The organism is Lysinibacillus sphaericus OT4b.31, from assembly GCF_000392615.1.
Lineage (GTDB): Bacteria > Bacillota > Bacilli > Bacillales_A > Planococcaceae > Lysinibacillus > Lysinibacillus sphaericus_B.
In genome coordinates, this window is record NZ_KB933398.1 from 1,853,077 (window position 1) to 1,868,534 (window position 15,458).

15 protein-coding genes, 1 pseudogene and 1 riboswitch are annotated in these 15,458 nt (G+C 39.7%); of the genes and pseudogenes, 9 read left to right on the top strand and 7 right to left on the bottom strand.

Translation table 11 applies throughout. The features are described from left to right. The first annotated feature begins 26 nt into the window (after positions 1-26). The 3 genes from H131_RS08460 (at position 27) to H131_RS08475 (ending at position 2,278) form a co-directional block, all read left to right on the top strand. Positions 27-1,166, top strand: coding sequence for a PstS family phosphate ABC transporter substrate-binding protein (locus tag H131_RS08460; protein ID WP_010858685.1), 1,140 nt, complete (start codon positions 27-29; stop codon positions 1,164-1,166). 31 nt (positions 1,167-1,197) lie between these two features. Then, a riboswitch (guanidine-I (ykkC/yxkD leader) is annotated at positions 1,198-1,296 on the top strand. A gap of 326 nt (positions 1,297-1,622) precedes the next feature. Beyond that, on the top strand, positions 1,623-1,964 hold the full coding sequence (locus H131_RS08470; protein ID WP_010858687.1) for a DMT family transporter: 342 nt from the start codon (positions 1,623-1,625) through the stop codon (positions 1,962-1,964). Then, on the top strand, positions 1,964-2,278 hold the full coding sequence (locus H131_RS08475) for a DMT family transporter (protein WP_010858688.1): 315 nt from the start codon (positions 1,964-1,966) through the stop codon (positions 2,276-2,278). Before H131_RS08470 ends, H131_RS08475 begins: the two co-directional genes overlap by 1 nt. 65 nt (positions 2,279-2,343) lie before the next feature. Here H131_RS08475 and H131_RS08480 read toward each other — a convergent pair whose 3' ends face one another. From H131_RS08480 to H131_RS08495, 4 genes are all read right to left on the bottom strand, one after another. Further along, complete coding sequence (locus H131_RS08480) at positions 2,344-3,216, bottom strand: glycine betaine ABC transporter substrate-binding protein (protein WP_010858689.1); 873 nt, start codon at positions 3,214-3,216, stop codon at positions 2,344-2,346. 136 nt (positions 3,217-3,352) lie between these two features. Continuing rightward, positions 3,353-4,207 carry an ABC transporter permease gene (locus tag H131_RS08485; RefSeq protein ID WP_010858690.1) on the bottom strand — a complete coding sequence of 285 codons (855 nt, stop codon included), beginning with the start codon at positions 4,205-4,207 and terminating at the stop codon, positions 3,353-3,355. Further along, positions 4,200-5,399: a quaternary amine ABC transporter ATP-binding protein gene (locus tag H131_RS08490; protein WP_010858691.1), complete on the bottom strand. Its 1,200-nt coding sequence runs from the start codon at positions 5,397-5,399 to the stop codon at positions 4,200-4,202. Before H131_RS08490 ends, H131_RS08485 begins: the two co-directional genes overlap by 8 nt. Positions 5,400-5,730: 331 nt before the next feature. Further along, the gene (locus H131_RS08495) at positions 5,731-6,366 is read right to left on the bottom strand and encodes a GntR family transcriptional regulator (protein WP_010858692.1); all 636 of its coding nucleotides are present in this window, start codon (positions 6,364-6,366) and stop codon (positions 5,731-5,733) included. A gap of 272 nt (positions 6,367-6,638) precedes the next feature. On the opposite strand from H131_RS08495, the gene H131_RS08500 reads away from it, so the two are divergent. The 4 genes from H131_RS08500 to H131_RS08515 are packed head-to-tail and all read left to right on the top strand — an operon-like array spanning position 6,639 to position 10,156. Next, entirely contained in the window at positions 6,639-7,370 is a 732-nt protein-coding gene (locus tag H131_RS08500; RefSeq protein ID WP_010858693.1) for a GTP cyclohydrolase II, read from the top strand. A 15-nt stretch (positions 7,371-7,385) separates the two neighbouring features. Then, positions 7,386-8,495, top strand: coding sequence for a bifunctional diaminohydroxyphosphoribosylaminopyrimidine deaminase/5-amino-6-(5-phosphoribosylamino)uracil reductase RibD (gene ribD / locus H131_RS08505; RefSeq protein WP_010858694.1), 1,110 nt, complete (start codon positions 7,386-7,388; stop codon positions 8,493-8,495). Beyond that, positions 8,492-9,577: an FAD-dependent monooxygenase gene (locus tag H131_RS08510; RefSeq protein ID WP_010858695.1), complete on the top strand. Its 1,086-nt coding sequence runs from the start codon at positions 8,492-8,494 to the stop codon at positions 9,575-9,577. Before ribD ends, H131_RS08510 begins: the two co-directional genes overlap by 4 nt. Positions 9,578-9,592: 15 nt before the next feature. Further along, positions 9,593-10,156 carry a 5' nucleotidase, NT5C type gene (locus H131_RS08515; protein ID WP_010858696.1) on the top strand — a complete coding sequence of 188 codons (564 nt, stop codon included), beginning with the start codon at positions 9,593-9,595 and terminating at the stop codon, positions 10,154-10,156. Between the two features lie 98 nt (positions 10,157-10,254). Here the strand turns inward: H131_RS08515 and solA are convergent, their stop codons facing one another. Beyond that, entirely contained in the window at positions 10,255-11,373 is a 1,119-nt protein-coding gene (gene solA / locus H131_RS08520; protein ID WP_010858697.1) for an N-methyl-L-tryptophan oxidase, read from the bottom strand. A gap of 627 nt (positions 11,374-12,000) precedes the next feature. Here solA and H131_RS25290 point away from each other — a divergent pair. Beyond that, a pseudogene (locus H131_RS25290) lies at positions 12,001-12,208 on the top strand (IS5/IS1182 family transposase); the annotation flags it as partial. A 170-nt stretch (positions 12,209-12,378) separates the two neighbouring features. Here the strand turns inward: H131_RS25290 and H131_RS08525 are convergent. Beyond that, positions 12,379-13,011 (bottom strand): nitroreductase family protein, encoded by a 633-nt coding sequence (locus H131_RS08525; RefSeq protein ID WP_036130001.1) that lies wholly within the window; start codon positions 13,009-13,011, stop codon positions 12,379-12,381. 132 nt (positions 13,012-13,143) lie between these two features. Between H131_RS08525 and H131_RS08530 the strand changes: the two genes are divergently transcribed. Beyond that, positions 13,144-13,485, top strand: coding sequence for a winged helix-turn-helix transcriptional regulator (locus tag H131_RS08530; protein WP_010858700.1), 342 nt, complete (start codon positions 13,144-13,146; stop codon positions 13,483-13,485). A 211-nt stretch (positions 13,486-13,696) separates the two neighbouring features. Here H131_RS08530 and H131_RS08535 read toward each other — a convergent pair whose 3' ends face one another. Further along, positions 13,697-14,872 (bottom strand): MFS transporter, encoded by a 1,176-nt coding sequence (locus H131_RS08535; RefSeq protein WP_010858701.1) that lies wholly within the window; start codon positions 14,870-14,872, stop codon positions 13,697-13,699. Between the last annotated feature and the right edge of the window lie 586 nt (positions 14,873-15,458).

The following is a 15,458-nucleotide window of genomic DNA, read 5'->3' on the forward strand; positions in this document are numbered from 1 at the left end:
CACCTTTATATGAAGGAGGAAAGCACATGAAAATTATGCAAACCTTATTTGTCTTCATCTGTTTATTATTTTTCGCAGGAATTGTCGCTTTTATCACATTATTAAATGGTTTGATGCATTATAAGGGACTTCTCCTTGTTGTACCAATTAGCCTGTTTTTACTGTTTACTTGTCTGATATTTGAATGGTTTACGACAAAGAAGCGTAAGGCATGGTTTGCTGGAATAATTGGAGTGGCGCTTGTCATTGCTTCAATTGCTCCGATTCAATATCATTATAAAATGAAAATTCCAACAGTTGATGCCGAAATCGATGTGTTTGCCTATGAACCCTTTGTATCGCAAAATAAAGTTGTGAAGTCTCAGGGTTCATTACAATTAGAGGAGCCTGTGCCTCGCATAGATGGGGCTACTGCAATGTATCCATTGTATGCTGCTTTTGTGGAAGCGACTTATCCGAAAAAAAGTTACCCGCCTTATGAAAGTGAAGTAATGGTAAATCGTACACCTGTGGCCTATCATCATTTAATTGAAGGGGATGTTGACTTGATTTTTGCAGCAGCTCCATCAGAGTCACAGCAAAAAAGAGCAGAGATGAGGGGACTTACATTGGATATGGTACCCATTGGACGCGAGGCATTTGTCTTTTTTGTGCATCATAAGAATAATGTCGATAATCTAACGCTTGAGCAAGTAAAACGAATTTATGCCGGTGAAATTCCAAATTGGCGAGAGGTCGGAGGGGATAATATTGCTATTCGCGCATTCCAACGTCCTGCGGATAGTGGCAGTCAAACGACACTTGAAAAGATAATGGAGGATACACCCATTATGGAGGCCCCTACAGAGGATGTGGCGTCAGGAATGGGAGATATTATTCATGAAGTTTCGAAATATCGCAATTATAAAAATGCAATCGGCTACACGTTCAGGTATTATTCGACCAACATGGTGGGGAATAAGGAAATAAAATTGCTGTCCATTGATGGTGTTGCTCCCACAAAGGAAAATATTCGCAATGGTACATACCCATTAACTTCGGAATTTTATGCTGTGACAGTGGGAACGGATAATCCAAATGTAACGAGATTTGTCGATTGGATTATTTCTGAAGAAGGGCAGACATTAGTCGACAAAGTTGGCTACGTTCCAGTGGAAAATTTCTAAGTTATTTGCTATACTAAAATGACAATCAGATATAAAAGTTTTCTAGGGTTCCGTAGCATATGCTAGCCTGGTCCGAGAGAAAACCACAAAATTTTTTTTTGTGACACGGAAGGATAAAAGCCTGGGAGATACTGTTTTTAACAGTGTTTCCGTGGGCTTTTTTTGTTTGGCTAAAATGTGGCTATGTTGCCAACGCTAGGGGTGAAAGTTTTATGTTCTGGTTACTTATTAAATGCGTTGGGTAGTGGGGTTTAACGCTCGGGTACAAGGGAGTGCAGCGCAGCGCAGGTATCAGGCGTTCCCGCTCGGGTACAAGGGAGTGCAGCGCAGCGCAGGTATCAGGCGTTACCACTCGGGTACAAGGGAAAACTGCTCGGCTAAAGGTCACCGCGGCCTAGGTACGAATATTTATTACGCAATGCCAACTGTAATTACAAACGAATGGAGAGATACGAAATGAACAAACAATGGTTCAGTGTTATTGTAGCAGCAGTTTTTGAAGTCGGTTGGGTAATTGGCCTAAAGCATGCTGGAAGTGTGTGGGAATGGCTGGGTACTGCTATTGCTATTTTTATTAGCTTTTATTTATTAATAAAGGCGGGCGAAACTTTACCAGTTGGGACGGTATACGCGGTGTTCGTGGGTTTGGGAACAGCTGGGACGGTGTGTGCAGATAGCTTGCTATTTGGGGAACCATGGAAGTTGGCCAAAATCTTATGTATCGTCGTTTTACTAGCTGGAGTCGTAGGCTTAAAGCTATTAACGGGTGAACCAAAAGATAAAGAGGTGAAGGCATAATGGCATGGATTGCATTAGTTGTCGCAGGGCTTTGTGAAATGATGGGTGTTTATATGATTAGTAAGTATAATGACAGCAAGAGTATGAAAAATTTAACGCTACTGATTGTTGCGTTCACGCTTAGCTTTGCTGGGCTAGCTTATGCGATGGAAACTTTACAGATGGGTACAGCATACGCAATATGGACTGGAATTGGAGCTGCTGGTGGCGCACTGTTGGGGATGCTATTTTTCAATGAATCGAAAGATTGGCGTCGGGTTGTCTGTATTGTTCTAGTTTTAGGTGCCGCAATCTCTTTAAAATTGATATCTTAAATAGTGCACAATCGCATTAAAATAGCACTGCCGTTAGCTTATAACGACAGTGCTATTTTTACTGTTTATTTTTCAATATCCTTCGTCCATTCAGCAACTTTGTCTGCATTGTCTTTAACCCAGTCTTTAGCCGCATCTTTTGGATCTTTGCCATCCATAATTTCTAGCATGATACTTTCTAAATCTTCTGATGTCCAGTGGAAGTTATCCAGAACTTTATAGACATCTGGTTTATCTTCTTTCAAACCTTTACGTACGAATGTGTTAATCGTTTCTTCTCCGCCAAAGACACCTTTTGGATCTTCTAAATATTTCAGGTCATATGAGGCAAATTTCCAGTGTGGTGACCAGCCTGTTACGATAATTTCTTCTTTATTATTTATCGCTTTAGAAAGGGCTGTTGTCATGGCACCAGAGGAAGACGTTAATAGATTCCAATCTGCTAGGTTATCATATTCCTCTAACGCTTTTTCAGTTGCAGCAGTAATTCCAGCACCTGGTTCAATACCTGTAATCGTGTGGTCTGCTTCATTTTTTAAATCCTCAATCGAGTTGACATTCATATAACTTGGTACTACTAGACCGATTTTAGCACCTGCAAGGTTTTCTCCAAGCTCATCTAGATTGTCTTTATATTTTTCATATTGAGAACCATGTGTATGTGGTAGCCAAGCAGCAACCAAGCCGTCTGCTTCACCTTTTGAAACAGCTTCCCACATAATAGCGTTATCAAGTGGTGTTAACGTAACATCATAGCCTAAGTCCTGAAGAACCTGACCAACGACATGCGTAGAAGCGATTTCTGTATCCCATTCAACGTAAGCTAAATTTACTTCTTTGGAATCCTTGTCCTTACTAGAATCATCCCCACTACATGCAGCGAGCATTAAGCCAAGTCCTAATGCCATTCCTAATTTAGATAAAGTTTTCAGTTTCATCGAATCTTCCTTTCTTCTTTCATTATTTTCACATTCGGCCAAACATATACAGATTGCGTTTGGATCTCCTTTGGACAAAGTTCTTAATCTTTACCACTGCTTCCCAAACAAGCCGATGATGCAGGCGCGAACGTTCTTACAATTCTTTCTTTTTATTGAAGCTTTGAGTTAAGCGATCGATTATAATCGCGAAAATCACGAGTCCTAGACCTGCAACGAAACCATTCCCAACCTGTGTACGTTGCAGTGCTGTTAATACTTCACGGCCTAGGCCAGGTGCACCAATCATTGAGGCAATAACGACCATCGAAAGTGATAGCATAACAGTTTGGTTAATGCCTGCCATAATGGTTGATTTGGCAAGGGGAATTTCCACTTTGAATAGCTTTTGACTAGACGTACTACCGTAGGAATCAGCAGCTTCAGCTAATTCTTTCGGTACTTGTCGAATCCCTAAATTGGTCATACGTACAGTTGGTGGTAAGGCAAAAATAACAGATGCAAATACACCAGGTACAATACCAATGCCGAAAAATGCTACGGCAGGGATTAAATAAACGAAGCCTGGCATTGTTTGCATGAAATCGAGAATCGGTTTGATAATGTTTTCAGCAACACTTGATTTGGACATTAGGATACCTAATGGAATACCTATCACGATTGAAATGATACTTGAAAACAGCACGAGTGTAGTGGTTTCCATAAGATGTGTCCATAGGCCTTGATTATAAATAAACAACAAGCCTATTAAAGAAAATGTAGCAAGCCCATACTTTTTGCCCGTGACAAAAAATGCAAAAATGACAACAAGTAATATTAGAATAATTGCAGGAATGCCAATTAATAAATCAGTGACCTGACTCATGAGTAGTTTTCCGGTTTTTTGAATCGCACTAAAGAATACAGAAAAATTACTCGTCAACCAGTCCATAGCTGATTCTACCCAAGGGGCAAGCGGTAATGTTGGTATATTGTCTAAAAAATTATTCATGTACTTCGGCCTCCTCATTGAACGAAGAAAGTGCTTCAATGACTACGCCTCGGATGAGAACACCGAGTAAGCGTTCATCTTTCACAACTGCAATTGGAGTAGGTGAATTATAAATCATTCCTAATATATCCTGTAAAAGCATGTCAGGGGGTACTGTTAAAATTTCTGACTGAACAATGGAATGCACAGTTTGTTCATGTCTTTTAGCAGCAGCTAGTGCATCGTCTGCGGTAATAAAGCCCTTCAACTTACGATTTTTATCTACTGCCATTAAGATACTAACAGTCTCTTCGCGCATTCGTTTAAGCGCAACTGTAGGTCCATCTAGGTCGACATTGACATATACAGGTCGAACCATAGCATTTTCAGCAGTTAATACTTTAGAGCGATCGACATCTTCTACGAATGTTCGGACATAGTCATTTGCCGGATTCGTTAGAATTTCTTCACCCGTACCAATTTGAATAATGGAGCCGTCCTTCATAATGGCGATGCGGTCACCAATTCGAAGTGCCTCATTCAAGTCATGGGTGATAAACAAGATTGTCTTTTTCAATGATTGTTGAAGATCAAGTAGCTCATCTTGCATTTCTTTTCGAATAAGAGGATCCAGAGCAGAAAATGCCTCATCCATTAGTAATATTTCAGGATCATTTGCAAGTGCGCGGGCTAAACCAACACGCTGTTGCATTCCCCCAGATAATTGATTTGGATACTGGTCTTTATAGGCAAGTAAGCCGGCGTTTGCAAGAGCTTGTTCCGCTTTTGTTTTACGTTCTTCTTTTGAGATGCCTCTAATTTCAAGACCGTATTCGGTATTTTGTAGTAGTGTACGGTGAGGAAATAAACCGAAGTTTTGGAAAACCATGCTCATTTTATTACGCCGAACGGTTCGTAAAGCATCTTTTCCCATTTTAGAAATGTTTTCTCCATCGATAAAAATATTTCCGCTTGTCGGTTCGATAAGACGATTTAGTAGTCGTATAAGTGTTGATTTACCACTGCCTGATAAACCCATAATGACAAAAATTTCACCTTCATTTACGGTGAAACTAGCATCATAAACACCCACGGTTGCACCTGTTTCTTTTAAAATGTCTGTCTTGCTCTTCTGTTGCTTAACGAGTTCTAATGCTTGAGGTATATGTTTTCCAAAAACCTTAGAAACATGTTCTATTTTTATTTTTTCCATAGAACCACTCCTTTCGTAAATTTATCTCACAATAACAAGCAGTAAGACGCTCACCTTAAGAAGTAAAGTGGGTAGTTATCTTCTGCTTATAAGTATGATAAAACGACACCACATGTATACGTGACCTTCATTCTACCGCTCTTTCCTATACATCATGAGATAAGAGAAACACACTCCCTGTAGGAAGTTTAAATTTATACTATTTGAGGATAATGACATCCAAAAATGAACAAGTAACAACTTAACGTTAACAAAAGGTTGTTACTTTTGTCAAATCGACAAATAAGAAAAAACCCGCTTAAACGCTGTTATATCAGCGCTTAAGCGGGTTTTAATTTGGATATAAAAAGCTCTGCACACGAGCTAAACTTTCGTCATTACCGATAAAGTAAATAATATCTCCATCTTCAAATGAAAGATACGGTCCAGGTGATAGTAATAATTCATTTCCGCGCCGAATACCGACAATTGTGCCAGATGTGTTTTGCCAAAAATTCAATTCTTGCAGCGTTTGGTGAATGCAAGGACTTTCTGCTGTCATTTCAATTTGATAAGGGATAAAAGGATTGACAGAGCGGAAATGTTCAGTTCGACTAATGAGTTGTTTTGTTTTTTCCTGTAAATTCAACAGTTCATTTTGTTGCTTATGAATACTCGTTAACAGCTCATTTTGTAGCTCGTGAACGGATTGGACATCATGAAATTGCCGTACAAATCGCGCTGCTTTTTCATATGATTTAATGAAGACACCACTGCCTTTGGAAGCTTCGACGATTTCCAAATCTTGCAACACCGCAATCGCTCTCCTTGCAGTTTCAGCCGATACATTATACTGACTTGCAAGCGAAGATCTTGCATATATTTTATCGCCTATTTGATATTTTTTTTCTACAATTTTTGAGGCAAGATCCACCGCAATTTGCTGGTATTTTGGCTGCTTTACCTGAACATTTTTTTCTAAGTTCATTCTAAACTTCCTTTCGTCATAACAACTAACCTCAGCTTATTATAGACTAGCCTGCACAGAAAAAATAGCATCTCCATAAGCTATTAGTATATGATTGTAACGTCATCTAACAGTTTACGGTTCATAGCTATTTTTTTCATAGAAATAGAAGCTGTTAATTTGACAGTTTTCAGTTATTATTATAAACTAAGTTACGTTATGTAAGTAATGTAAATACAAGCGCTCAGTTAGCCAATTTGGTTAGCTGTTTACAATAGAAAGTTGGAGAAAAAATGACAATTACTACAAAAGTTATGGATATAGTGAAAGACAAAATGACAATCATAAAGCATTCAGAATCAGAAAATATTTGTCTAGTTGGTCCGGTAAAATTACCAATTAAACAAGGTGGATTTTCCGCAACATTTCAATGGTATAACTGGTTAACAGTTGAGGCGAATCTATCAAAAGAAGAAATAATTGATGGTCTAGCATCTGCAAATTTAGCATTTTTACAGCAATCCTCAGTTCTTGTTTTTGGCGATTTTGCGAATGCAGATGATGCTTTAATCCGAATGCACAGTATTTGCCATACAGGTGATATCTTTGGCAGTCAACGCTGTGATTGTGGTTATCAATTACATGAATCAATGAAAATGATTGCACAGCATGGTTGCGGCGCTATTTTCTATTTAGCAGATCATGAAGGGCGTGGTATCGGGTTATTCTCAAAATCTCTTGCTTATTTATTACAAGAGGAAGGATTAGATACTGTTGAAGCAAATCATGCACTTGGCTTCGCAGATGATACACGTTCTTATGAAGAGGCTATTTCGGTATTAGCTGCACTTCGTTCGAAGCCTGTAACACTTATTACAAATAATCCGAAGAAGCTGGCAGCATTACAGTCACACGGTTTAGCTGCAGAAGGACATGTCCCATTATGGGGTGGTTTAACGGAGACGAATAGCTTTTATTTAAATACTAAAATAGAAAAATCAGGCCATATGCGTGAAACGAAGTAAATGGGGGTTGCGAAGATGATGGCAGATGAAAAATATATGCAATTAGCACTGGATTTAGCAGCGAGTGCGAGAGGCAATACAAATCCGAATCCACTTGTAGGGGCTGTTATTGTAAAAGATGGCGTCATTGTGGGAACTGGTTTACATCGAAAAGCGGGTGAGCCACATGCGGAAGTGCATGCTTTTCGTATGGCCGGTGAACACGCAAAAGGAGCTACACTTTATGTAACGCTTGAGCCATGTTCACATTACGGTAAAACGCCTCCGTGTGCGAACTTAGTGAAAGAATCAGCAGTGAGTCGTGTGGTAGTAGCGATGCAAGATCCAAATCCATCTGTAGCAGGTCGCGGCATAAAATTACTACGTGAGGCAGGTATTGAAGTAGAAGTTGGCGTACTAGAAGACCAATCGCGTCGTTTAAACGAACGTTTCATTCACAATATGCTGACAAAACGCCCGTTTGTCCTTTCAAAATATGCGATGACTTTAGATGGGAAAATTGCTGCACATACTGGCCATTCTAAATGGGTAACAGGTGAAGCTGCGCGCGAGGACGTTCATCATATACGTCATGAGGTAGATGGAATCTTAGTGGGTGTTGGCACAGTTATAGCTGATAATCCTACCTTAACAACGAGACTAAAAAAAGGTTACGGCAAAAATCCGGTACGCATTATTATGGATAGTACGCTTCGAATACCATCGCAGGCCAATGTACTAAATGTAGCAGAAGCAAAAACGATTGTAATATGTAGCGATGATGTGGCGCAAGAAAAAATTACTACATTAGAAGATAAAGGTGTAACCGTCATACCAGTACGTCATGAGCAGGAAGGTCTTGTTATTGACGAAATGCTTGAAAAGCTCTACTTACTGGGAATTACAGATATTTTAGTCGAGGGTGGTAGTGCTGTGAACGCCTCGTTTTTACAAAGTGGTGCCATCAACAAATATGTCATTTACGTTGCGCCAAAGGTTTTAGGTGGTGGTCTATCACTAACGCCAATTGCAGGTCATAGCCCGACATCTATGGATGAGGCATGGGATGTGGAATTTGATTCATTTGACAAAGTAGGCCAAGATTTACGTATTATTGCTTACCCGAAGAAAGGTGAGGAAAAGTGAATTATCAAGCGGATGTTTGTATCGTAGGGGCTGGACCAAGTGGTGCACTGCTTTCGCATTTACTAGCGAAAAAGGGTCTTTCTGTCATACTACTAGAACAAAACGCAGCTCTTGGGCAGGCATATCGCGGCGAGCATTTAAACGAAGAGGGCGAGGCAGTTTTAACAAGTCATCATCTTTTTAAAGCTGTCGAAGCTCTTGGTATATTACGTATGAAAAAGGTAGAGTATTGTGCAAAAGGCAGCGCATTTAAAACGATTTTTCCGGATGCAGCTGTTGGTCATTTAGGCATTCATGTGCCACAATCACATTTACTAAAGGGGATACTGCAAGAAACACAACAATTTCCACACTTCACTTGCATGTTAAAGACGAAAGTGACAAAGCTTCTTTCTGATCAATCGGGGCGTTTTATAGGTGTTGTTGCCACGAGGGATGGAGAAGCAATTGAAATCGTGAGTCAGCTTATCATTGGAGCTGATGGGCGTTATTCTATAATTCGTAAGCAAGCTCACATTGACACGCAGAAGCACAAACACGGCTTTGATTTGCTCTGGGCAAAAATTCCTGCACCACAAGGATGGGAGCCCTCCATTAAAATGACGTTAATAGGAGATAAACAATTGTCACTTTTCACGCAGACAGGAGGCTTTATTCAAATTGGTTGGAACATTGAGCAAGGTAGTTTTCCACAGCTCAGAAAACAAGCATTTACGCCGTTTATCAATCAGCTTACTGAAGCATTTCCTATGTTGGCCGAAACAGTGACGCATCATATTCAATCGTGGCATGATTTTGTCCTGCTTGATGTGTTTAGTAGTCATTGTGACTGCTGGGGAACAGACGGACTTGTGTTATTAGGTGATGCAGTCCACACGATGACACCTACTGGAGCATTTGGTTTAAATAGTGCGCTAAAGGATGCAGATTGTCTTGCATCGATGCTAACAAAAGCGACGATTGCACAATTTAACGTACAAGATTTTCAACAAATGCGAGAGCAAGCCATTGCGAAAGTGCTGGCCACACAAATTGAAAAAGAACAAACTTTTGCATCGAACTTTGTAGATTGGGCCTCTTGAAAGGAAGAAAAAAACATGAAATTTGGTTTTGATATAGACGATACACTCATTGATTTACGAGCACATGCTTTCGCACTTTACAATAAAAAACTAGGGAAAAACATCACCATAGAAACCTTTCAAGCATTGCAAAGAGTTGAAATCCATGAGCCATTTGGGTTAACTGATTCACAAGGTTCAGCAATGTGGAATAGTTCTTTAGAAGAAATTTATTTTACGGATTGCCCAATTTTTGAGCATGCACTTGAAACCCTTCAAGCCTTAAATCAGCAGGGCCATGACATTTATTATATTACGTCACGCCCTAAAGAGTATTGTGCGCAATCACAGGAATGGATGAAAGCACAAGGCTTCCCAATCAAAGAGGGGCATTTTTTCTGCGGTATGCAAGATACAGAGAAAGTCGCTATTATAAAAAATCTCGCTTTAGATGTTTATGTAGACGATAAGCCTGCTGTGCTTGAAACCCTTCAAGATGTAGAGACAAAAGTGATACTAAAAAATCAATCCTACAATGAGCATGTGACATTGCCACGATTGCATTATTGGCATGATTTTGAAGCGCTCATCAAAGTATAAAGGATTGGTGCAACGTTTTTTCGTTGTACCAATCCTTTTTTCGTGTTGTTTCTTATGAAAAATCACTTTTTTCTAAGTGAATATCAGATTTCTACTAATTACGCAAAACGCTCAAGCTGAAAGAGTGATAAGTCGTGTTTGCTTTCTCCGTGTATTGTAAGGTCTGCTAATACTTCACCAACCGCACTACTAAATTTAAAGCCATGTCCTGAAAAACCTGCGGCAATTACAATGTTTTGATGTTCAGGTAAAAAATCAATGATGAAATCCTCATCGGGTGTCATGGAATATTTGCATGTTTTTCCGAATTTAAGTGCGCCATGTTGAGGCATAAAGCGATTGATGAAGTTTTGTAAATCTTCTGTATCCTGTTCGTCGTATGGGCGAAGTGATTCGTTTGGATTAATCGCCTCACCGCCATCATGTCGGCCAAGCTTTAAACCAGCACCGTTAATGCTTGGGAAGCCATAATAAGCACAATCTGCAAATTCGAAACAGTAAGCAGGGAATACATCACTACCATAAAGGGTTTCGTCAGCTTCATACCAAGCAAATGTTTTTCGTGTTGGCGTAACGGGTAAGGAAATATCCATTGTTTGAAGTAACTCTGTTGCCCAAGCACCAGCTGTCACAATCAGCTGTTTCGCTTCATAAACACATTTTTCTGTATGTACATGAACGATATCACCGGCTTCAATTGACTGCACTTTTTCGTTTGGATGATAGGATGCACCAGCCGCTAGAGCTAACTTTTTATAGGCGTTAATGCAAGCCTCCACATGAAGTACACCAGCGGTAGGCTCAAAACAGGCTACAAAGTTTTCCGGTAACGCTAAGCCTGGCCATTTTTCCATTGCTTCAGCAGCTGAATATTGTTGTAATGGTAAATCGTAAAGACGGGCACTTGTTATGACATTTTGAATAAAGGAATGAGTTATTTCACCAACATTCATAACACCTGTTTGTAAAAATAATGTTTCATTTGTTTGTGTTTCTAGTTCACGCCATAGCTCGCCGGCGCGTTTGACAAAAGGTACATAGCTAGCACCTTCACCGTATGCAAAACGAATAATTCTTGTTTCACCATGATGACTACCTTCTTCATGGGGAGGATCAAAGGCATCAATCATTAAGACATTTTTTCCAGCTTTCGCTAAATAATAGCTTGCTGCCATTCCCATGGAACCAGCACCGATAATAATACAATCATAAATCATCTAAATCCCTACCTTTTTGCTCAAGTATAACAAAAAATAGCAGGATAAGACAGAAATTTTGGAAAAATACATTATTTTATCATATAGAATGCATATGAAAAGTCCGCAAATTAAATTGCGGGCTTTTTTCTTTTAAAATAAAAGTATCTATTTGAACCCGTTGCTTTCCGCTACGGCGGACGCTTTTCGCGGGCACGGCTTCAGTCACCTCGTCGCTACGCCTCTGCGGGGTCTTCAGCTCATGCTAATCCCGCAGAAGTCGCCGCCTGCACTCCAATCAACTAGTGGTCGTCTCTAAATGAATGAGGTGATGGATAGGATGACGAAACTTTTAAACATAGGAGCATCTATTTGAACCCGTTGCTTTCCGCTACGGCGGACGCTTTTCGCGGGCACGGCTTCAGTCACCTCGTCGCTACGCCTCTGCGGGGTCTTCAGCTCATGCTAATCCCGCAGAAGTCGCCGCCTGCACTCCAATCAACTCGTGTACGTCTATAAATGAATGAGGTGATGGATAGGATGACGAAACTTTTAAACGTAGGAGCATCTATATGAACCCGTTGCTTTCCGCTACGGCGGACGCTTTTCGCGGGCACGGCTTCAGTGTAACTTCCTATTAGGGCGCATCATGTGGAAGAAACAGATCATTTACGTCATCGAAGTGACATGAAACAAATCTATGCATGTCAAAAAGAAACAATTGAATGTGTATGTGGGGATGAGATAGAAAAGCATGGCTACGTTGGACAACCTTAGGAGGGATTAGAAAATTGTCCATGCGTGTGACGGCTTACTTTTGCTGGATTTGAAGAAGCTAGCTAATTGGACATGGCAAAGTCCAAAACGGCAGAAAATAGTTGCTCGTAGCGTACTACCGTCGTTAATAGGGGCTATTTGTAACGAATATTTCTGATGAAATGACAAAAGGTACTCGGCATGTAATTATTCGGAACACCTTTTGTCATCAATCAGAAGCCCGCAAATTAAATTGCGGGCTTTGTATGTTTAGATAAAGCGAGCAATATCTTCTAATGGCAAACGTGATGAACCGTACGCTGGTGCTGCAGCTTTACCGATAGCAATTAATACGACAGGGAAGATATGTGCTGGTAATTCGAATCTTTCGGCAAATTTCACTTTATCAAATCCACCCATAGTCACTGTATCGTAGCCTTTTTCTTTTGCAATCAGCATGAGTTGCATGGAAATTAGACCTGCATCAAATGTTGCAATGTTTTTTCTAACCTCTAATGGGGCAGATGGGTAAGTTTGAAGTGTATTATTAATCATCAAATTCTTTTGTGCTTCATCCATATGGCCTTCTTCTACATTTTGCGTATAAATCTGTTCAACTTGATTATACATTTCGGCATTACCTAAGACAGCAATTACAGCAGATGAAGTTTCAACTTGTGCTTGATTGTTGGCAATTGTACGAAGCTCAGTTTTTGTGGCGTCGTCTTGAATCACAAGAAATCTCCAAGCTTGCAGATTACTAGAAGAAGGTGCACTTGTAGCTTCTTTTAGGATTTCCTCAAGTTCTACTTGTGGGATTTTGAAAGTGGGGTCATATACACGAACTGATTTTCTTTCTTGCATAATTGTATATAATGGTGAATCCGTTTTAGTTGTCAACATAATTTCCTCCTTAAAACTTACTAATGGTAAGTTGATAGTTAAAATATTACCATTAGTAAGTTAGTTCGTCAAATAAAAAATATTTTTATGTTACAATAGAGGAAAAAGAATTCACAGGCGGGAGGTTATTTTATGACGCAACCGAATTGTTCACATATTTGTAGTAGCTATCATCAGGCGATTGAATTTATAGGGAAACGTTGGATGGGTATGATTATTTATACGTTGTTACGAGGGCCGAAAAGGTATCATGAAATTCACGCTGCTATCCCTGGGATTTCAGATCGCTTGTTAACAGAGCGCTTAAATGAACTTGTAAATGCTGGACTCATCAAGAAAAAATTCATTGATTCCTCCATAAAAAAAGTAGAATATGAACTGACACCCAATGGCTTAGCGTTTCAGGAAGTCATTCAGTCAATTCAAAAATGGATAGATTTATGTGATTTTGAGAAGACAACAAAGAAATTATAACGAAAAAAACTAGCTAGAATTTCTAATCAGTTTCAGCCTGTAGACAAACTCAAAAAATGAGTTAGTTAACAGGCTTTCTTCTTTTACAATAGAAGTATCTATCGCAGTCATAGCTTCAGTCTCCTCGTCACCAACAGAAAGTGAGGCGGTTTTTACTATCTAGAAAGACGGCATTTTTTGAAGGGCTTTTTCGTCAACGATTCTTGATAGTTTAACGTATGTTTCCTCCTGGTGCATTCGGTTTAAAAATTTGTATTTTTAAAATGATTAGTAAGAAAGCAAGCAGTGAAAATAGAATGCCAACCCAAATTAGATTATGTATACCGAAATGGGAGATAGACCAAGCACTGACTGCGGCTCCAAGGGCAATACCAAGATTGGAAAATGACACAAACAAGCTATTGCCGAATTCTGGGGCTTCACTTGCTTCAGTTGTTAACCATACTTGACTGACAATCAGCCCCCCAGAATGCACAGCTCCCCAAATAAATACGATTACAAACATCGGAATGAAATATGAACCCAGATAATAAGTAAATAAGTACACTACTGCAAATAGCAGAGGGTACATGATAACGGTCTTTGTCATACTTTTGTGTAACAAATTTCCAAATAAAAAGTTTCCAAAAATCATGATTGTACCAAAGGCCATCAACATGATACTAATCCATGACCCGTTCATTTTCGTCACTTGACTTAAATATTCAGCAAAATAACTGTACACAGAAAACATTGCTGCAAAGATAAAAATAACCGTCACGATATTTAGCCACAATTGTGGTTTGCGCAATATTCCAAGCTGCTTGCCATAAGATAATTTTTCCGTAACAGGCAAAGAGGGGAGCCAAGCGAGTATGCCAATAAAAGCAATTGCACTAACAACAGCACCAAACAGAAAACCTGCTTCTAATGAAATCTTTTCTGCTAGATAAGAAGTCAATGGTACCCCAAACGCAAATCCGACCGTTATACCAGAAAAAACTTTCGTCACGGCCTTACTACTTTTTTCCGGAGAGACAAGTTTAGCTGCTGTTACAAGGGCAACTGAAAAAAAGACAGGATGAAAAATAGCAGGGATGATACGGAAAACTAACATTACATCGAACCTAGTTGTATAGGCATAAACAACATTGGAAATCGCAAAAAGAAGAACAGCAGTTAACAGAATGACTTTACGGTTAATACTAGAAGCAAGTAAAGTCAGGAATGGACCTGAAATGGCAACGACTAACGAAAATATACTTACAAGCAATCCAGCCTGTGAAGTCGATATATTGAATTTTTCAGTAACTTGTGGTAGTACACCTATAATACCCATTTCTGTGGTAATAATGCCGAACACGCCTAGCGCTAGAATACTAATAAGTAACGGGTTAATTTTTTTCATTTTAATATAATCCTCCATTCATATATATATATATATCTATAATTGTAGATATGTTAAGGCAAAAAAAAGCCTCCCTTCTTTTTATCCCGCATTAACGGTCAGTAAGACGCCTACCTCAAGTGGATAGGCGAGAACGAGTCAACTTGGGGATCGATCAACTGACCGTAAAAGCCCGATTGGTTCAACTAACAATCAGTGGGGATGAAGAAAACCCCCACTGATAGGAGTTTCACTTTATCCCGCATTAACGGTCAGTAAGACGCCCACCTCAAGTGGATAAGCGAGAACGAGTCAACTAGGTGGTCAATCAACTGACCGTAAAAGCCCGATTGGTTCAACTAACAATCAGTAGAGGATGAAGAAAATCCTCACTGATAGGAGTTTCACTTTATCCCGCATTAACGGTCAGTAAGACGCCCACCTCAAGTGGATAAGCGAGAACGAGTCAACTAGGTGGTCAATCAACTGACCGTAAAAGCCCGATTGGTTCAACTAACAATCAGTGGGGATGAAGAAAACCCCCACTGATAGGAGTTTCACTTTATCCCGCATTAACGGTCAGTAAGACGCCCACCTCAAGTGGATA